The following is a 17,385-nucleotide window of genomic DNA, read 5'->3' as shown; positions in this document are numbered from 1 at the left end:
TCCCAACAGGCATACGAATAAGGTGAGTTACGGTGAAACCACTCTGAACTGCGTGAACGTGGCCGCGCCGGCGTGTCCCCCGCCGACGGGTGCGAGCGCGAAGAGACCGAGCAGGGCGCCGACCCAGCGCCAGGGGGTGGCCGCGAACACCGGCCCGGACGACTCCCAGCCGCCCCCGGCACCGAGGTCGTAGGCGAACCGGCAGCGCGCCCCCGCTCCGATCGCGATCCGCAGCCGGACCCGTCCCTCAGGAGCCACCCGCGGATGATCGGCGTCCCGCTCCCGCTGGGCGACGGACTCCGCGAACCGGTGGACGAGCCGAACCGTCCCGTCGTCCGCCCGCTCAAGCCCGACCCAGCCGAAGGAGTCGCCCAGCACGGCAAGCCCGGCCCGGGCCCCCGGCTCCTCACTGTCGAGCCGCAGCTCCACCTCGACGACGCACTCGACACCGGGCAGCCGCTGAGTGAGGATGTTCGGGAGTTTCCGCAGGTCGTGGGCGTCGGCACTGCGTACGCAGCTCAGTCGCAGCCCGTCCCCCGAGTGCTGCGGGGCCCAGCCGTCCCGCGGATTGGCCGTCCACTGCCACTGCCGGCCGAACCGTCCGCCGGGGAAGTCGTCGTCGGTGGCGGGCGCGGCGGGCGTCTGCACGGGCAGATCAGGCTTGCGGTGTACGGCGACGGGGGTGCCGGCGTCACCCACGACGGGCCAGCCGTCCCCGCCCCAGCTCATCGGCTGAAGGTGCACGACCCGGCCGTACGGGCCGCGCTGCTGGAAGTGGAGGAACCAGTCCTCGCCAGCCGACGTGCGCACCCAGCCGCCCTGGTGGGGCCCGTTGACGTCGGTGTCCCCCTGCTCAAGGACGATCCGCTCCTCGTACGGCCCGAAGAAGTCGCGGGAGCGAAAGGCGCCCTGCCAGCCGGTCTCCACTCCCCCGGCGGGGGCCAGGATCCAGAACCAGCCGTCGTGCTGGTAGAGCTTCGGGCCCTCGATGGTGAACCAGCCGGGGATGCGGTCGCCGTCGACGATCACCTTGCCCTCGTCCAGAAGTCCCGTGCCCTCGGGGTGCATCCGGTGGCCGGTGAGCCGGTTCTTCACGCCCGACCGGGACTTGGCCCAGGCGTGCACGAGATACGCCTCGCCGGTCTCCTCGTCCCACAGCGGGCACGCGTCGATGAGTCCCTTGCCCTCCTTGACGAGGTGCGGGCTGGTCCAAGGGCCGCGTATCGCCGGGGAGTTGACCTGGAAGATGCCGTGGTCCGGGTCGCCCCAGAAGATCCAGAACCGGTCGTCGTGATACCTCAACGAGGGCGCCCAGACACCGCAGTCGTGGCGCGGAACCGTGAACTCGCCCGCCGGTTGCAGGCGTTCGAGGGCATGGCCGACGAGGGTCCAGTTGACGAGGTCCCGGGAATGGAGAAGTGGCAGGCCCGGCGCCCGGCCGAAGCTGGAGGCCGTGAGGTAGAAGTCGTCGTCGACGCGGACCACGTCCGGGTCGGACCAGTCGGCGTTCAGGACCGGGTTGCGGTAGGTCCCGTCACCGAGATCGGCGCCGGTGATCACGCGCTCACCGCCTTCCGTACGAGAGCCGCGGCCTCGTTCCGGTCGAGTCGCCCGTCGGCGACGACGGTGACGATCCGGCGTACGACGGTCTCGCCCGCGCCGATCGGCAGCCGTTCGTCGAACGCGAGCGACGAGCCGACCCCCGGATACTCCTCGGCCCGGACGAACCACGGGTCGCGGCGCGTCTGTTCGGTGGCGCCGGCGAAGACGAGCGTCCAGGTGGTGCCGGCCAGGGCGAGCCAGTCGGCTCGGGTGCCGTGGACCGCCGACTCGCCCTCGGTGGCGGCCGTGAAGACGTCGGGGGTGCCGGCCTCCTTGCGCGCCCGCCAGAAGAAGCCGCCGTAGGCCGCGCCCGGGCGGCCGTTGGTGGCGGGGCTGCCGATGGAGAGGGGGGCGGCGGTGATGTTGGTGAGGGAGAAGGTGAAGTCCAACGCCCAGGCGGTGCTGGTGAGTTCGGTGGCGGCCACCGTACGGCGCTCGCGCAGCAGCTCGCCGCCGCCGATCATCCAGCGCAGTTCCTCGACGAAGCCGTCGGGGTCGCGGAGCTGGTAGGCGGTGTGCCGCTGGGCACCGTGGTTGTCCAGCTCGGTCGGCCCCTGGTCCCGTACATAGGTGCGCCCGCCCCAGAAGTTGTGCCCCTCGACGTCGGGTATGGCGACACCGACGCCGAGGTGGTGGGTGTGGTCGGCGGGGCTGAGCTCGGTGACAGCGGTGCCGGCCAGGGTGGTGACGGGGTGCAGATAGGGGCGGGGCGCGTGGCGCAGCGGCAGCTCCGGGCGGCCGGTGTAGCGGCCGACCGGGCGGCCCGCGACCCGCAGGACCAGCGACTCGTTGGGCATCTGATTCATCAGGTGCTCACCTCTTTCGGCAGCGTCCAGGAGGCGCCCAGCTCGGAGTAGAGGGAGAGGGTGTCGGCGGCGGCCGCGACGAGGCCGTCGATGCCGGGGACCACTCGGCGGGGGGTTTCGCCGGGCGCGAATTCCCAGGCGTCCGCCGGGAGTTCGGCCGGGTCGGGGGCCTGCCGGATCGCCTCGACGACCCGCATGAAAGCGCCCGTCTCGTCTGGCACGACCAGCAGTTCGGCTCCCTCGGTGAGGTGGTCGACGAGGTTCTCCAGCAGGTCGGTGCGGTCGTACTCGTACTCCTGCGGGCCGTGTCCCGAGCGCTGGAGGAGGACGCGGTCCTGCTTGTACCAGAAGGTGATCCGGCCGCTGGTGCCGTGCACGAGGACATACGGGTCGTCCGGGTGTTCGGCGCACAGGGTGGCCGCGACGGTGACCGGCACGCCGTTCGTGGTGCTGACGCGTACGCACGAGGTGTCGTCGGACTCGATGTCGTTCGCGCGCAGCAGCTCGGTCTCGATGCCGGTGACGTCCTCGGCGCGGGTGCTGCCGCCGAGGGCGAGCCCGGTGGCGACGGCGTGCGCGAGCGGGTTGGTGAGGGCGCCGTCGATGACGTCCACGCCGTTCAGCCTGCGCTTGCCGGCCCAGGGCGCGCGCCGGTAGTACGCCTCGTCGCGCGCCCACGCGCCCGCCCCGCCGACGCCGGTCACCTCGCCGATGGCGCCCTCGGCGATCAGTTCCCGGATCGCGGGCAGGGCGTGCGAGCCCAGCGACTGGAACCCGATCTGGCAGGCGACCCCGGCCGCCGCGACCCCGTCGGCCATCCGCCGGAACTCCGCGTACGAGGGCGCCGGCGGCTTCTCCAGCAGCAGGTGCACGCCCTTGGCGGCGGCGATGAGCGCGAGGTCGGTGTGGGTGGGGATCGGCGTGCAGATCACGGCGATGGCGGCGCCGGTGGAGTCGAGGAGGGCGCCGAAGTCGGCGGACTGCTCGGGCGTGCCGAGACCGTCCAGCTCCTCTTCAGTAAGTGGCGTCAGCTCGCAGACGCCCGCCAGCCGTACGAGCCCCTTGTCCTGGAGCCGGCGGATGTTCGCGAGATGCCAGTGGCCGTGGCCGCGCGCTCCCGCGAGGACCACCGGAACCGGTGTGACCGGCGTGACCTGCGAAGTGGCCGTCGATGCGGTCAGCGGTGTCGTGTTCATGTGAGCCTCCCTGCGCCCGCGCCGCGTGCCACCTCTCGGTCGGCCGTGTCGGCGCTGTCGATCTTTGTGTGCAGGGTAGGCGTCCAGCCGACGTCGGCCGTGAGGTCGCGCTCGCTGCCCGAGTTGTAGGCGTTGTAGATGGTCAGAAGATCGACGGGGAAGCCGTTGAAGAGGGTGCCGGTCTGGTGCAGGGCGGTGCCGTTCCAGCTTTTGACCAGGTCGGCGACCTCGACGTGTCCGGGGGTGGTGAAGGCGTTGTTCTCCGCGTACACGGCGGACTCGGTGGAGACGCCGAGGGAGTAGCGGTAGTCGTCGCCGTGGTCGATCAGGTACCGGTTGTTGTAGACGTGCACCTGTCCGAAGCGGACGCGCGGGGCTCGCTGCGTCACGGAGCGGAACTCGTTGTGGTGCAGGGTGACGCGGAGTTTCCCGCGGTCGCCGGTGGCCGTGTCGCCGGAGCCGATGAGCATCGCCTTGTCGTGGTCGGCGAACCGGCTCCAGGAGACGGTGACCAGGTCGGAACCGTTGGTGATGTCCAACAGTCCGTCGTGGCGCAGGTAGTTGCGGGCGAAGTAGGTGGGCTCGTCGGCGTCGGGGTGCCCCTTGTCGGAGGCGGTGACGTGGTCGACCCACACATGGGTGGCGCCGTTCAGCCAGATGGTGTCGTATGCCGTCTTCCAGTCGCCCAGCCCACCGGAGTTGGGCTGCCAGACGGGGAAGCAGTCGTAGGCGTCGCGGAGTTCGAGGTTGCGGACGATCACGTTGTCCGCGTTCTTGACCTGGAGGCTCGCCCCCTTGAGGACGGCGCCCGAACCGAGCCCGACGATGGTCGTGTTGGACCCGACGGGCAGTACGACCCGCTCGGCCTGCCGGGCCGCCGCGGCCTGCCGGGCCTCCTCCTGCGCCCCGCTCGGCTTGGCGGAACCCCAGGTGCGGGGGTCGTACGCGGCGAGGTACTTCGCGACGCCGTAGCCGGTGCCCTTCGCATAGTCGCCGCAGCTCAAGTGGCCGCCACTGTCAGTGGAGTTGGCGTCGATCGTCCCCGCGACCCGGATGATCTTCGGAGTGGCGCTGCCACCGTCGAGGGCGCGGACGAGTTCGCCGCGGCTGCGTACGGTGAACACGTGCGCGTCGTCCGCCGCCGCGCCGCCGGTGGTGCCACCGTCGGCGGCGGCCCAGCCGTCGTTCGCGGGCAGCGTGTCGCGGCTGAGGTCACGGGCCTCGGCCCCGGCCGGGGTGCTCAGCACGGCACCCAACAAGCCGATGGCGGCGGCCACTTGAATGAGGCGTCTCATCCCTTCACCGCCCCCGCGCTGAAGCCGGTGATCAGCCACTTCTGGATGAAGGCGAAGACGATGACCACGGGTACGGCGGCGATGATGCCGCCCGCCGCGAGGGCGCCCAGGTCGACGCTGTCCGCGCTCATCAGGGTGTTGAGGCCGACCGGGATGGTCTGCTTGCCCTGGTCGCTGAGGAACATCAGGGCGAACAGGAAGTGGTTCCATGAGTGCACGAAGGCGAAGGAGCCAACGGCGATCAACCCGGGCCGCAGCAACGGCAGTACGACGATCCGGAACGCGGTGAAGCGGTTGCAGCCGTCGACCCAGGCCGCCTCCTCCAGCGTGTACGGCACGTTCTTGATGAAGCCGCTGATGAGGATCATCGACAGCGGGAGCTGGAAGACCGTCTCGGCGATGATGACCGCACCCAGCGAGTTGATCATCTGGAGCTCGGCGAAGATCTGGAACAGCGGCACCAACAGCAGGGCGCCCGGCACGAACTGGGAGCAGAGCAGGGCCAGCATGAAGGCGCGCTTGACCTTGAAGTCGAAGCGGGCGAGGGCGTAACCGCCGGCCAGGGCGACGAGCGTCGTCATCACCAGCGTGGCGAGGCCGACGAGGATGCTGTTCTCGAAGTACGTGCCGAAGCTTCGCTCGGTCCACACCTTGTCGAAGTGGTCGAGGGTCATCGGCCAGGGCACCAGCGAGGTGGAACCGGCCGGGCGCAGCGCGAAGAGGAGGATCCAGTAGAAGGGGATGAGGGTGAAGACGAGGTAGATCCCGAGAGGGAGGTAGATCTGCCAGCGCGGGGCCTCGTCCCAGGCGCGGCGCTGCTTCTTGTGCGGGCGCGGCGGCTCGGGGATGTCGTCCACGGGCGTGGGCACGATCTCGGTGGCTTCCTTGGTGATCACTTGCTCTCCCCTCCGAACTTGCTGAGCCGCAGGTAGACGATCGAGAAGAAGAGCAGGATCACGAACGCGACCGTCGTCAGGGCCGATGCGTAGCCGAAGTTGTGGGCGTCGACGCTGGTGTTGGCGATGTAGAGCGGGAGCGTCGTGGTCTCGCCGGCCGGTCCGCCGCCCGTCAGGGTGTAGAGGAGGTCGACGTTGTTGAACTCCCAGACCGCGCGCAGCAGCGTGGACAGGACGATGGCGTCCTTGAGGTGCGGCAGCGTGATGTGCCAGAACTGCTTGATCCGGCTGGCTCCGTCGACCTCGGCGGCCTCGTACAGGTCCTTCGAGACGGACTGGAGGTCGGCCAGGATGAGGATCGCGAAGAAGGGCACACCTCGCCACAGGTCGGCGACGATCGCCGCCGGGAACACGGTGGAGGTGTCCGACAGCCAGCTCGTGCCGTACGTGCCGATGCCCGCGTCGGCGAGGTAACGGGTGATGCCTGTCTGGGAGTTGTAGAGCAGCACCCAGATCGCGGAGGTGAGGACGCCCGAGACGGCCCAGGGCGAGAAGACCAGCGCGCGGCCGATCGACCGCCCCACGAAGGTCTGGTTGACGATCAGCGCGAGCGCCAGACCGAACATCAGCTGCAGGCCGACCTCGACGACGACCCACTTGCCGCTGAAGACCAGCGTGTCCCAGAACTGGGGGTCGTCGGTGAAGGCGTGCGTGAAGTTGTCGAGACCCGCGAAGCCGTTGCGCCACGGCTTGGTGGGGTTGAAGTTCTGCAGGCTGTAGTAGAAGACGCTGATGACCGGGTAGGCGATGAAGCCCACCATGAGCAGGGCGGCCGGTGCGATCAGCAGATAGGGGAGCCTTCGCGGCGTCGCGGAGGCACGCCGCCGCCGGGGTGGCGTGGGCGGTTTCGCCACGACTGCGGCTTGGGCCATGACTGTTCTCCGTTCTCGGTACGTCGTGCGTGCGTCGTACGGGAAGCGCTTTCTCTTTATGCAGGTGTGTGCAGGTGTGTGCAGAGGTGTAGAGGTGTAGAGGGGTGCGCTGCTGCGGTCAGCCCGCGTACGGGTCGCGAACCTTCCCCGGCCTGGCCAGGAACTCGAAGTCGCAGCCGGTGTCGGCCTGCGTGATCTGCTCGTTGTAGAGAGCGCCGTAACCGCGCTCGTACCGTTCGGCCGGCGGCGTCCACTCCGCCCGCCTGCGCGCCAACTCATCGTCGTCCACGTTGAGTTGGAGCGACCGCCCCTCGACGTCGAGGGTGATGGAGTCCCCGGTGCGCACCAGCGCGAGCGGCCCGCCGACATGGGACTCGGGTGCCACGTGCAGCACGCAGGTGCCGTAACTCGTCCCGCTCATCCGGGCGTCGGAGATGCGCACCATGTCCCGTACACCCTGCTTGAGCAGGTGGTCGGGGATGGGCAGCATCCCGTACTCGGGCATGCCCGGGCCGCCCTTGGGTCCGGAGCCGCGCAGCACCAGAACCGTGTCGGCGGTGATGCCCAACTCCGGGTCGTTTATGGTGCGTTGCATGGTCCTGTAGTCGTCGAAGACGACCGCGCGTCCGGTGTGCTGGAGCAGGTGCGGCTCGGCGGAGATGTGCTTGATGACGGCGCCGTCCGGACAGAGGTTGCCGCGCAGGACGGCGACCCCGCCCTCGTTCGCGACCGGTTTGTCGCGTGGGCGGATGACCTCGTCGTTGTGCACCTGCGCGCCGTCGAGCTGTTCGCGCATGCTGTCGTACGAGACCGTCGGCCGGTCCAGATGCAGCAGGTCCGTGATCCTGGAGAGGAACCCGGGCAGGCCACCGGCGAAGTGGAAGTCCTCCATGAGGTACGTCTGTCCACCGGGCCGTACGTTGGCGAGCACCGGTACGGTCCGCGCGATGCGGTCGAAGTCGTCGAGGGTGAGCCGTACGCCGGCCCGGCCCGCCATGGCGATCAGATGGATCACGGCGTTGGTGGAGCCGCCGAGGCCGAGGACGGTCGTGACCGCGTCGGTGAAGGCGTCGGCGGTGAGGATGTCGCTCAACTTGCGGTCCTGGTGGACCAGTTCGACGATCCTCATACCCGACGCGGCGGCCATCCGGTCGTGTCCGGAGTCGACGGCGGGGATGCTGGACGCCCCCGGCACGGTCACGCCGAGTGCCTCGGCGGCGGCGGTGAGCGTGGACGCCGTCCCCATGGTCATGCAGTGCCCGGGGGAACGGGCGAGCCCGCTCTCCAGCTCCGTCATCTCGCAGTCGCCGATGAGGCCGGCACGCTTGTCGTCCCAGTACTTCCACATGTCGGTGCCGGAGCCGAGGACCTCGTTGCGCCAGTGCCCGGGCAGCATGGGCCCGGCGGGCACGAAGACGGCCGGGAGGTCGACGGACGCGGCGCCCATGAGCAGGGCGGGCGTGGACTTGTCGCAGCCGCCCATCAGGACGGCCCCGTCGACCGGGTACGAGCGCAGCAGCTCCTCCGTCTCCATGGCGAGGAGGTTGCGGTAGAGCATGGGGGTCGGCTTCTGGAAGGTCTCGCTGAGCGTGGAGACCGGGAACTCCAGGGGGAATCCGCCCGCCTGCCACACACCCCGTTTCACGGCCTGCGCCCGGTCACGGAGGTGCACATGACAGGGGTTGATGTCCGACCAGGTGTTGAGGATCGCGATGACGGGCTTGCCGAGGTGCTCCTCGGGGAGGTATCCGAGCTGGCGGGTACGGGCCCGGTGGCTGAAGGAACGCAGCCCGTCAGTTCCGTACCACTGATGACTCCTCAGCTCTTCCGGCGCTTTTCGTGCCTGGGCGGGCTTCATATGGACCACCCGGCGGCTATCGCGGCGACCTCGGCGCGGTCGTCCTCGGGCAGCGCGCGGCTCGGCGGGCGGACGTCGCGACGGCAGAGGCCGAGGGAGGCGAGGGCCTCCTTGACTACGGTCACGTTGTTCGCGGAGGCGTTCGCGCCGCGCAGCTCCTCGAAGCGGCGGATCTGCTCCCAGACCTTCATGGCGGCCGGATAGTCACCCGATCGAAGCGCTTCGATCATGTTCAGCGAGACGGCCGGGGCGACGTTCACCAGGCCGGAGGTGAACCCGGTGGCGCCGGCCGAGAAGTAGGAGGGTGCGTAGGGCTCGGCGAGTCCGGCCACCCACACGAAGCGTTCGAGCCCGGCGTCCCGCGCGAAGGCCGCGAATCGAGCGGCGTCGGGGACGGCGTACTTCACGCCGATGACGTTCGGGCAGACGTCGGCGAGTTCGGCGAGCCGCAGACCGCTCAGCGAAGCGTTGCGGATGTACGGGACGACCCCGAGTTCGGGTACCGCCTCGGCGATGACCCGGTGGTAGTCGACCCAGCCGCCCTCGGAGACGTACGGGTGAATGGGCTGATGGACCATCACCATCGCGGCCCCGTGGTCCTGTGCGTGCAAGGCGGCGGCGACGGCGGTCGGCAGATCGTGCCCGACGCCGACGAGGATCACGGCCCGGTCGCCGGTCTCGTCGATGGTCAACTCGGTGACGAGGCGCCGCTCTTCGGGGTTGAGGGCGTAGAACTCGCCCGTATTGCCGTTCGGGGTGAGGGTGTTGATGCCGCCGTCGAGCAGTCGGCGCAGCAGGGCCCGGTGGGCACTCTGGTCGACGGAGCCGTCCTCGGCGAACGGGGTCACCGGGATCGCCACCACGTCGGCCAGGGCCGCCCGTTGGGTCTCGAACGCCACGCCGCTCATTCCTGACCGTCCTTTCCCTGGACCTCGGACTCCCCGGCGGGGAAAGCCCGTTGCACGAACGACTCGATATGGGCGTGCAGGGCGCGCGCCGCGCCGTCCGAGTCACCGGCGAGCGCGAGCCGCAGGATCTCCCGGTGCTCGTCCGCCTCCCGCTCCCAGGAGGGGTTGGCAGCCCAGGCGACGGCGGAAACCAGGGCGGCCTGGTCGCGCACCTCGTCGAGCATCCGGCCGAGCAGCGGATTGCCGCAGCGGACGTAGAGAGAGCGGTGGAACTCCCGGTTGGCCAGGGAGCGTTCAGCGGTGTCGGTGGCCTGGTCGGCCCGGGTGAGCGCGTCCCGGGCGACATCGAGCGAGGCCCCTCTGCGTACGGAACGCCTGAGGGCCTCCGGCTCCAGGAGCAGCCGTACGTCGTAGACCTCGCGCGCCATGTCCGCGTCCACCATGCGCACCGTGACGCCCTTGTACTGGTTCATCACGACGAGCCCGGTGCCGGCCAGCGTCTTGAGCGCCTCGCGCACCGGGGTCTTGGACACCCCGAACTGTGCGGCGAGCTCGGTCTCGACCAGGGCCTGACCCGGCGTCAACTGCCCGGTGAGGATGCGGTGTTTGATCCCTTCCTGCACGAACTGCGTGCGGGACGGGATCGGCGTGGGCACAGAGGTCATGCGTGCCTCTCGGATCTTGACGGATCGGATCCACCGGATCAGATCTCGCGTATCGGATCTCACATATCGCGTCTCATATATGACGTACGAAGTACGACGGCTTGAAGGTAGGAGGGACGCCGTGTTTCGTCAACGCTTCTGACAAAGGAAGTTGAGATGACGCGATCAGATGATCTTCGTGGTGCCTTCGTACGCGCTGTCGGTGGGTCCGCCGAAAACAGCGGCCGCACGGTCGGTGGCAGCGTCGACGGTGAGCGTGGGCCCGACGTGGGTGATGAGCAGCGAGCCGGCCCCCTTCGCGTACGCCCCCGCGTCCTCCGGCGTCAGATGCACCTGTTCGCCATCGCCATCACCATGCCGGTCGATGTCGGCCTCGCACAGGAACAGATCGGCCCCCCGGGCGAGTTCGGCGAGCGCGTCGCAGGGTCCGGTGTCACCGGAGTACGCGAAGACCTTGCCCTGCGACTCGGCACGCAGCCCGTACGCCTCCATGCCGTGCGAGACGGCACGCGAGGTGAGGCGCAGGTTCCAGTGCCGGACGGTGTGGCCGTCGTACAGCGGCCTGAAGTCGAGGATTCCGCTCAGGAAGCCGAGGTTGGACTGCCCGAAGAACCCCGCGAGGCGGCGCGCGCAGTCGCGGGGCGCGTAGACGGGGATCGGCGCGGGCGGGGTGAGCCCGCCGTACGCGAACCCGTAGACGGCGGCGAGCAGATCGGCAAAGTGGTCTGCGTGCAGATGGGAGATCCAGATCGCGGTGAGCCGTGCGGGATCGGTGTGCCGCTGCAACTCCGCGAAGGTCCCGGGACCGGCGTCCACCCACACCTCGCCGCCGCCGCCGCGCACCAGATAGCCGGAGCAGGGGCGTCCCGGTGCCGGATGCGGAGAGGCGGTGCCGAGGACGGTGAGGCTCAGGGGCATGCGGGGAGCGTACGGGGCGGCGCGGGCAGGTGTACGGGGATTGGCAGGCCGCGCGGGCGGAAGCTACCGGCCGCCTCCGATCACACCGACGTCCACCTCGGGTCCCGCCCGCTGAGCCCGATCACCCGGTCCAGCAGTGGCGCGTCGTCCGGCACGGGAACGACCGGGCCGAAGATGCCGTCCCCGCCGTTCTGTTCGACCGCGGCGGCCAGGAAGCCGTACGCCGCCTCCACGGCGGCCGGATCGGGCTCGTACTCCTGTCCGGTGGCGCGGGCCAGATCCCAGCCGTGGACGACGAGTTCGTCGGCGACGACGGCTGCGGCGACCGCTCCCGGCAGGGTCACACCACCGGCGCGGGTCTCACCGGTCCAGGCGGCCGGGTCGCGCCAGGCGTCGGCGAGTTCGTCGAGCGCCTTCGGCATGGTCTCGCGCCAGTCGGCCGCGATGTCCGGCACGAAGGAGTCCGGGCTGGTGTCCGTCGTAGCGCCGAGATCCTTGCGCGCCGCGTCGCGGAAGGCGACTGCCAGCCCGGCGACATGCCCCAACAGATTGCGCACGGCGTAGGCCGGACACGGTGTCCCGGCCGCGAGCCGCTCGTCGCTCACCCGCTCCGCGAGCCGGGCCACGGTCCGGGCCTGCGGTCCCAGGTCGAGGGTCGTCTGGTCGGTCATCGGTTTCTCCTCAGGGCTGGTCGGCACTACAGGCGGTAGACCGATGCGGTACCCGAAACTCATCGCCCGCCCCTCCCCGACCACCTTTCTAAGGCACCTTCCCGATCCCCCCACCCACCCCTTAGCCCCACGATGACCAGGCATGACGACTCGAAACCGGTCCCTGGTGCGCGTGCTGCGCGACCGCGACGCCAGGCTCTGTCTCGCCGCGGTCGTGGTCTCCGGCTTCGGTACGTCGGCGCTGTGGCTGGCGTCCGGGATCTGGGTCAAGGACCTCACCGGCTCGGACGGCCTGGCCGCGCTCTGTCTGTTCGCGATGTGGGCGCCGAGTCTGGCGGGTCCGCTGCTGGGCACACTCGCCGACCGCACCCGCCGAAAACCGCTCCTGATCTGGACGAACCTGACCCTGGCGGCACTCCTGCCGACCCTGTTCGCGGTCGGCTCCGCGGGCCGGGTGTGGCTCATCTTCGCCGTTCTGCTGGTGTACGGCGCGGCGGGCGTCGTCCAGGACGCGGCGGAGGCGGCACTGGTCGCCACGGCTGTCGGCAAGCCGCTCCTGGGTGACTTCAACGGCCTGCGCATGACGGCGAACGAGGGCATGAAGCTGGTCGCCCCGCTGGCCGGCGCGGGCGTCTACGCGGCGTACGGCGGCCCCGCCGTGGCCCTCCTGGACGCCGTCACGTTCGTCCTCGCCACGCTCCTGTACGCCTGGCTGCGCGTCCGCGAGAGCGCCCCGCCGCCCCCGACGACCGGCTGGCGCACCCGGACAGCCGAGGGCGCCGCCTTCCTGTGGCGGCACGACCGGCTGCGCCCGCTCGTCCTGGCGGGCGGCACGACGATGCTCCTGTCGGGCCTGAGCGCCGCCACCCTCTACGCGGTCATCGAGGGACTCGGCCACCCACCCGCGTACGCCGGTCCGCTGTACGTCCTCCAGGGCGTCGGCTCGGTGGCGGTCGGACTGGCCTCGGGCCCATTGCTGCGCCGCCTCGGGGAGCACGGGTTCGCGGCGTACGGGATCGCCCTGACCGGCGCCGCCACGGCTCTGCGGGCGGTCCCCGCCGACCTCGCGGTCCTCGGCTCAGCGGTGGCCGTCGGGGCGGGCCTGCCATGCGTCCTGGTCGCGGGCCTCACCGCCGTACAGCGGGAGACCCCGGAAGAACTGCTCGGCCGTACCGCCGCGACCGCCGGCACCCTGATGTTCGCGCCCACGGCGATCGGGCTGGCCGTGGGCGCGGTGCTCGTCGAACTCGTCGGGCACCGGGTGCTTCTCGTCGGTTGTGCCCTTGCTCTGCTGCTGACCTCGGTCCGCCTGTTTCAGCGCCGGGCGAGCGCGTCCCGTACCGCGTCCAGGTCGGCGTCGGATGCCAACCCGGCGTGATAGAGCCGCAGTTCGGTGGCCCCGAGGCCGGCCGCGCGCTCCGCGTCCGCCGCGAGTGTGCCCGGGCTGCCGCCCATTCCGGAGACCACGACGAAGTTGGCGGCGAGGACACCGCCCTCCCGCTCCACGTCCGCGAACGGCGTCAGCAGGCCCGCCCCGCCCGTGCAGGGCACCACCACACCGTCCGCGACGGACAGGATGTGCGCGGGGTCCACACCCGGGTTGGCACCGACGTGGTACGAGACGGGGTCGGCGTGCAGCAGTACCTGGAAGCCGGCCGGAGCCGCCGCCCGGACCGCCGCGACGGCCTCCTCCTGGAGCGTGCGGGCCGTCTCCTCTCGCCACGCGCGCGTGCGGGCCGCTTGCTCGTCACCGAGGGCCTTCTCGACCCCGGCCCATCCCCCGTGATCCGGCTCGCCCCGCCAGAGCGGCTCCAGCGCGGCGCGTACGGCCACCGCCAGCTCGTCGGGGTCCAGGCCCTGGCCGCCGTACCCCGCCCGGCAGGACGGGCAGAAGCAGAGCGCCATCAGATACTGGCCGGCGTCGCCGAGCCCGATGGCGCCGGTCTTGTCGTGGGCGTGCAGATGCGTGAGTCCGTACCAGCCGAGGGACTCCAGTTCCGTACCGCGCGCGCCGGGCCGGACGGCGGCCTCGGCGGCGAGCTCGACGAGGTACGCGCGCGTGGCGGGCTGTGCGATGCAGGGCGCCCAGGGGTAGCGGTCCCCGTAGGCGTTGACCACGGAGGTGTCCGGACGGTCGGCGCCCAGGCGGGAGTTGTGGGCGAGGACGACCCACGTGTGTACGTCGAGACCCGCGTCGGCGAGAGCGGCGGAGGCCTCGCCGTACGCGTCACCGGGGGCCCAGGCCCCGGCGGCGTACGGCCGCAGTTCGCGGCCCCCCCAGCGCTCGTCCGTGGGGTACAGCACGGCCGCGTGCTCGGCGGTGACGATGCGGTGGCGCGGGTGACGCGGGGTCAACGCGCGCGTGGAGTGGTACGCGGAGGCGAGGGTCACCTGTTCCACGCCGAGCGCGGCGATCCGCCGGGCGGCGTCGGGGTCGCCGTTGACGTCCCAGGGATAGACGAATGCGGACGCCTTCACACGCTCTCCTCGAACTCGGACTCGGACCTGGAATCAGCTTCTGCCCCCGTGCCCGCCGCCCCGGACTCGGCCCTGAGCAGCGCGTAGCCACGCTCCACGAGCCGCGCGAGCTGCTTCATATGATCCTCGGTCGGCTCGTGCAGCGGCGGCCGGACCTCCCCGACATCGAGCCCGGTCTGCCGTACCCCGGCCTTCACGAGCGAGACGGCGTACCCGCGCCCCTGCGCCCGCAGCTCGACGAACGGCCGGTAGAAGCCGTCCACGAGCCGGTTCACGGTCTCGTCGTCATCGGAGTTGAGCGCCCGGTGGAAGGCGAGCGCGATCTCGGGCGCGAAGCAGAAGACCGCCGAGGAGTAGAGGGTGACGCCGATGCCCTTGTAGGCGAGCCCGGTGAGTTCGGCGGTCGGCAGCCCGTTGAAGTACAGGAAGTCGCCGGGCACCTCGACGCGTACGGCACTGACGATCCGCTGCATCAGGTCCAGGTCGCCGAGCCCGTCCTTGAGCCCGATGATCCCCTCGGTGCGCGCCAGACCCACGACGGTCTCGGGGGTGAACACGGCGTTGTCGCGCTGGTAGACGATGACCGGCAGGGCCGTGGCCGCGGCCAGTTCCCGGTAGTGCCGCAGCAGTCCCTCCTGGCCGGCCACCACCAGATACGGCGGCATGGCGAGCAGCCCGTCGGCCCCGGCCTCCTCGGCGAGACGCGCGTAGCGTGCGGCGAGTGCGGTGCCGTATCCGGCGCCCGCGACCACGGGCACGCGCCCGGCCGTCTCCTCCACCGCCGCCCGTACGCAGTCCTGGAACTCCTCGGGCGTCAGCGCGTGGAACTCCCCGGTGCCGCAGCACGCGAAGACGGCCGCGGCCCCCGCCTCCACACCTCGGCGCACATGCGTGCGATAGACGTCGAGGTCGAGCGAGCCGTCGTCGCCGTACGCGGTGACGGGGAAGAACAGCGGACCGCTCGGGACGGTGAGTCGGGCGGCGAGAGGGGCTGGCGTCACGGGCTCTCCCTGGGGCATGCAGTCGTGCACGCTTCTGATTCACGTCTACATTTCTGAACACTTTCACGCTAAGGGCCCACCGCGGGGCGGGTCAAGCCGACCGACGGCCAACCAGGCGACAGAATCCGCAGGTCTACGTCACACTTGACGGCACAGGCCGCCCCTCCATAGCGTGTCCACGGATGTGAATCCTGTACACGCATACGGCCGTCTCGTAAGGCCGTCACATCCAGGAGACCCCGCCAGGAGCCCCAAGGAGACCCGAGGATGCCCGCTCCCCGCACCGTTCTGCTCACCGGCGCAGCCGGCGGACTCGGCACCCTGATGCGGGACCTGCTCCCGTCCTACGGCTACGAACTGCGCCTGCTCGACCTGCTCCCCATCGAGGGCGAACCGGACGCGATCACCGCGGACCTCACCGACAGGGCTGCCCTGCGCGAGGCCGTGCGAGGCGTCGACGCGATCATCCACCTCGCGGGCATCTCGCTGGAATCGACTTTCGACAAGATCCTGAAGGCGAACATCGAGGGCACGTACAACCTGTACGAGGCCGCACGCGAGGAGGGCGTCGGACGCATCGTCTTCGCCTCCTCGAACCACGCGGTGGGCTTCACCCCCCGCCCCCAGGGCGACGATCCCCTGATCCCGGTCGACACCCCGCACCGCCCGGACACCTTCTACGGCCTCTCCAAGTCCTTCGGCGAGGACCTGGCCCAGCTCTACTGGGACAAGCACGGCCTGGAGACCGTCTCGGTCCGCATCGGCTCCTGCTTCCCCGAGCCGACCAGCGTGCGCATGCTGTCCCTGTGGATGAGCCCGGCCGACGGCGCCCGTCTCCTCCACGCGTCCCTGACCGCCGAGGACGTCGGCCACACCGTCGTATACGGCTCGTCCGCCAACACGCGCCTGTGGTGGGACCTGAGCACCGCGCGGGCGCTCGGCTACGAACCGCGGGACGACTCCGAGCCGTACGCCGAGAAACTGATCGCCGAACAGGGCGACCTCGACCCGGAGAACGTGGGCCACGCCAACCTCGGCGGCCACTTCGTGAGCGACCCGCCGATCTGGCCGTACTGACACCGCGCGAGAGCTCCAGGACGGCGGGCGGGCACCGAACGGGCCCGCCCGCCGTCGTATTCGGGCAGGAACGGCCGCCTCTGATGGTGCCGCGACAGCGCACCAGCAGAGGCGCGGGGAACTGCGCGACCAGCCACAACGAACCGGCAACCGCGACACGACCGCACCGACCGGGCCAGTAGGCCCACCCCGCCCGAACGGGCACACGCGGTCACCATCGCCCCCGCAACAGACCTCGTCACCGCGCCCCACCCGCTGTACAACTTCCCCCGAGGGCCCGAACGGGCAGACGGCGCAAGAAAGCGGGTAACCCCATGACCGGAACCGCGGAGGACCGCCAGCGGCACATCGTGCGCGCCGCCCGTGCCACCGGTTCGGTCGACGTGACCACGCTCGCCGCAGATCTGGGCGTGGCCAAGGAGACCGTACGGCGCGATCTGCGCGCCCTGGAGGACCACGGCCTGGTCCGCCGTACCCACGGCGGCGCCTACCCCGTGGAGAGCGCCGGCTTCGAGACGACCCTCGCCTTCCGCGCCACCAGTCACGTGCCCGAGAAGCGCCGGATCGCCGCCGCGGCGGCCGAGCTGCTCGGGGACGCCGAAACGGTCTTCGTCGACGAAGGGTTCACCCCACAGCTCATCGCCGAGGCACTGCCCCGGGACCGGCCACTGACCGTGGTCACCGCGTCCCTGCCCGTCGCGGGCGCGCTCGCGGAGGCCGAGAACACCTCGGTCCTGCTCCTCGGCGGCCGGGTCCGCCCCGGCACCCTCGCGACGGTCGACCACTGGACGACGAAGATGCTGGCCGGCTTCGTCATCGACCTGGCCTACATCGGCGCCAACGGCATCTCCCGCGAACACGGTCTGACCACGCCCGACCCGGCGGTCAGCGAGGTCAAGGCACAGGCGATCCGGGCATCGCGACGCGCGGTGTTCGCGGGCGTGCACACCAAGTTCGGAGCGGTCAGCTTCTGCCGGTTCTCCGGCATCGGCGACCTGGACACGATCGTCACGAGCACCCTGCTGCCCACGGCGGAAGCGCACCGCTATTCACTGCAGGGCCCACAGGTCATCCGAGCCTGA

Annotated in this window: 16 protein-coding genes; 3 read left to right on the top strand and 13 right to left on the bottom strand. The window is 70.6% G+C overall.

Features of this window, described 5'->3' with window-relative positions:
* Positions 1-27: 27 nt before the first annotated feature.
* From OG734_RS37730 to OG734_RS37680, 11 genes are all read right to left on the bottom strand, one after another.
* The gene (locus tag OG734_RS37730) at positions 28-1,560 is read right to left on the bottom strand and encodes a glycoside hydrolase family 43 protein (protein WP_330291911.1); all 1,533 of its coding nucleotides are present in this window, start codon (positions 1,558-1,560) and stop codon (positions 28-30) included.
* Positions 1,557-2,408: a PmoA family protein gene (locus tag OG734_RS37725; protein ID WP_330291910.1), complete on the bottom strand. Its 852-nt coding sequence runs from the start codon at positions 2,406-2,408 to the stop codon at positions 1,557-1,559. Before OG734_RS37725 ends, OG734_RS37730 begins: the two co-directional genes overlap by 4 nt.
* Complete coding sequence (locus tag OG734_RS37720; RefSeq protein WP_330291909.1) at positions 2,408-3,604, bottom strand: Gfo/Idh/MocA family protein; 1,197 nt, start codon at positions 3,602-3,604, stop codon at positions 2,408-2,410. The genes OG734_RS37725 and OG734_RS37720 overlap by 1 nt, the downstream gene beginning before the upstream one ends.
* Positions 3,601-4,899 carry a pectate lyase family protein gene (locus OG734_RS37715; RefSeq protein WP_330291908.1) on the bottom strand — a complete coding sequence of 433 codons (1,299 nt, stop codon included), beginning with the start codon at positions 4,897-4,899 and terminating at the stop codon, positions 3,601-3,603. The genes OG734_RS37720 and OG734_RS37715 overlap by 4 nt, the downstream gene beginning before the upstream one ends.
* Positions 4,896-5,795, bottom strand: coding sequence for a carbohydrate ABC transporter permease (locus OG734_RS37710; RefSeq protein ID WP_443064987.1), 900 nt, complete (start codon positions 5,793-5,795; stop codon positions 4,896-4,898). The genes OG734_RS37715 and OG734_RS37710 overlap by 4 nt, the downstream gene beginning before the upstream one ends.
* Complete coding sequence (locus OG734_RS37705; protein ID WP_330291907.1) at positions 5,792-6,727, bottom strand: carbohydrate ABC transporter permease; 936 nt, start codon at positions 6,725-6,727, stop codon at positions 5,792-5,794. Before OG734_RS37705 ends, OG734_RS37710 begins: the two co-directional genes overlap by 4 nt.
* A 118-nt stretch (positions 6,728-6,845) precedes the next feature.
* Positions 6,846-8,585 (bottom strand): L-arabinonate dehydratase, encoded by a 1,740-nt coding sequence (araD, locus tag OG734_RS37700; protein ID WP_330291906.1) that lies wholly within the window; start codon positions 8,583-8,585, stop codon positions 6,846-6,848.
* Positions 8,582-9,493 (bottom strand): dihydrodipicolinate synthase family protein, encoded by a 912-nt coding sequence (locus tag OG734_RS37695; RefSeq protein WP_330291905.1) that lies wholly within the window; start codon positions 9,491-9,493, stop codon positions 8,582-8,584. Before OG734_RS37695 ends, araD begins: the two co-directional genes overlap by 4 nt.
* A complete protein-coding gene (locus OG734_RS37690; protein WP_330291904.1) occupies positions 9,490-10,158 on the bottom strand; it encodes a GntR family transcriptional regulator in 669 nt (222 codons plus the stop codon). The genes OG734_RS37695 and OG734_RS37690 overlap by 4 nt, the downstream gene beginning before the upstream one ends.
* A 165-nt stretch (positions 10,159-10,323) precedes the next feature.
* Complete coding sequence (locus tag OG734_RS37685; RefSeq protein ID WP_330291903.1) at positions 10,324-11,076, bottom strand: MBL fold metallo-hydrolase; 753 nt, start codon at positions 11,074-11,076, stop codon at positions 10,324-10,326.
* An 80-nt stretch (positions 11,077-11,156) separates the two neighbouring features.
* Positions 11,157-11,747, bottom strand: a complete 591-nt coding sequence (locus OG734_RS37680; RefSeq protein WP_330291902.1) for a TIGR03086 family metal-binding protein — start codon at positions 11,745-11,747, stop codon at positions 11,157-11,159.
* A gap of 142 nt (positions 11,748-11,889) precedes the next feature.
* Here OG734_RS37680 and OG734_RS37675 point away from each other — a divergent pair, with 142 nt between their 5' ends.
* On the top strand, positions 11,890-13,125 hold the full coding sequence (locus OG734_RS37675) for an MFS transporter (protein ID WP_330291901.1): 1,236 nt from the start codon (positions 11,890-11,892) through the stop codon (positions 13,123-13,125).
* Here OG734_RS37675 and OG734_RS37670 read toward each other — a convergent pair.
* Together OG734_RS37670 and OG734_RS37665 are read right to left on the bottom strand one after the other, a co-directional pair.
* Positions 13,062-14,225, bottom strand: a complete 1,164-nt coding sequence (locus tag OG734_RS37670; protein ID WP_330291900.1) for a hypothetical protein — start codon at positions 14,223-14,225, stop codon at positions 13,062-13,064. The two genes, OG734_RS37675 and OG734_RS37670, sit on opposite strands and share 64 nt — an antisense overlap.
* Positions 14,222-15,226, bottom strand: coding sequence for a 5-dehydro-4-deoxyglucarate dehydratase (locus OG734_RS37665; RefSeq protein ID WP_330291899.1), 1,005 nt, complete (start codon positions 15,224-15,226; stop codon positions 14,222-14,224). The genes OG734_RS37670 and OG734_RS37665 overlap by 4 nt, the downstream gene beginning before the upstream one ends.
* 267 nt (positions 15,227-15,493) lie before the next feature.
* Here OG734_RS37665 and OG734_RS37660 point away from each other — a divergent pair, with 267 nt between their 5' ends.
* Together OG734_RS37660 and OG734_RS37655 are read left to right on the top strand one after the other, a co-directional pair.
* The gene (locus OG734_RS37660; protein ID WP_330291898.1) at positions 15,494-16,303 is read left to right on the top strand and encodes an NAD-dependent epimerase/dehydratase family protein; all 810 of its coding nucleotides are present in this window, start codon (positions 15,494-15,496) and stop codon (positions 16,301-16,303) included.
* 314 nt (positions 16,304-16,617) lie between these two features.
* The gene (locus OG734_RS37655) at positions 16,618-17,385 is read left to right on the top strand and encodes a DeoR/GlpR family DNA-binding transcription regulator (protein WP_330291897.1); all 768 of its coding nucleotides are present in this window, start codon (positions 16,618-16,620) and stop codon (positions 17,383-17,385) included.

Source organism: Streptomyces sp. NBC_00576 (genome assembly GCF_036345175.1).
Classification (GTDB): Bacteria; Actinomycetota; Actinomycetes; order Streptomycetales; family Streptomycetaceae; genus Streptomyces.
This window is presented reverse-complemented; position numbering and strand designations above follow the sequence as displayed.

Bases quoted from the DNA above. Each gene is read 5' to 3' on its own strand.
- OG734_RS37725 (WP_330291910.1), bottom strand. From the start codon at position 2,408: ATGAATCAGATGCCCAACGAGTCGCTGGTCCTGCGGGTCGCGGGCCGC.
- OG734_RS37720 (WP_330291909.1), bottom strand. From the start codon at position 3,604: ATGAACACGACACCGCTGACCGCATCGACGGCCACTTCGCAGGTCACG.
- OG734_RS37715 (WP_330291908.1), bottom strand. From the start codon at position 4,899: ATGAGACGCCTCATTCAAGTGGCCGCCGCCATCGGCTTGTTGGGTGCC.
- OG734_RS37705 (WP_330291907.1), bottom strand. From the start codon at position 6,727: ATGGCCCAAGCCGCAGTCGTGGCGAAACCGCCCACGCCACCCCGGCGG.
- araD (WP_330291906.1), bottom strand. From the start codon at position 8,585: ATGAAGCCCGCCCAGGCACGAAAAGCGCCGGAAGAGCTGAGGAGTCAT.
- OG734_RS37695 (WP_330291905.1), bottom strand. From the start codon at position 9,493: ATGAGCGGCGTGGCGTTCGAGACCCAACGGGCGGCCCTGGCCGACGTG.
- OG734_RS37690 (WP_330291904.1), bottom strand. From the start codon at position 10,158: ATGACCTCTGTGCCCACGCCGATCCCGTCCCGCACGCAGTTCGTGCAG.
- OG734_RS37685 (WP_330291903.1), bottom strand. From the start codon at position 11,076: ATGCCCCTGAGCCTCACCGTCCTCGGCACCGCCTCTCCGCATCCGGCA.
- OG734_RS37680 (WP_330291902.1), bottom strand. From the start codon at position 11,747: ATGACCGACCAGACGACCCTCGACCTGGGACCGCAGGCCCGGACCGTG.
- OG734_RS37675 (WP_330291901.1), top strand. From the start codon at position 11,890: ATGACGACTCGAAACCGGTCCCTGGTGCGCGTGCTGCGCGACCGCGAC.
- OG734_RS37660 (WP_330291898.1), top strand. From the start codon at position 15,494: ATGCCCGCTCCCCGCACCGTTCTGCTCACCGGCGCAGCCGGCGGACTC.
- OG734_RS37655 (WP_330291897.1), top strand. From the start codon at position 16,618: ATGACCGGAACCGCGGAGGACCGCCAGCGGCACATCGTGCGCGCCGCC.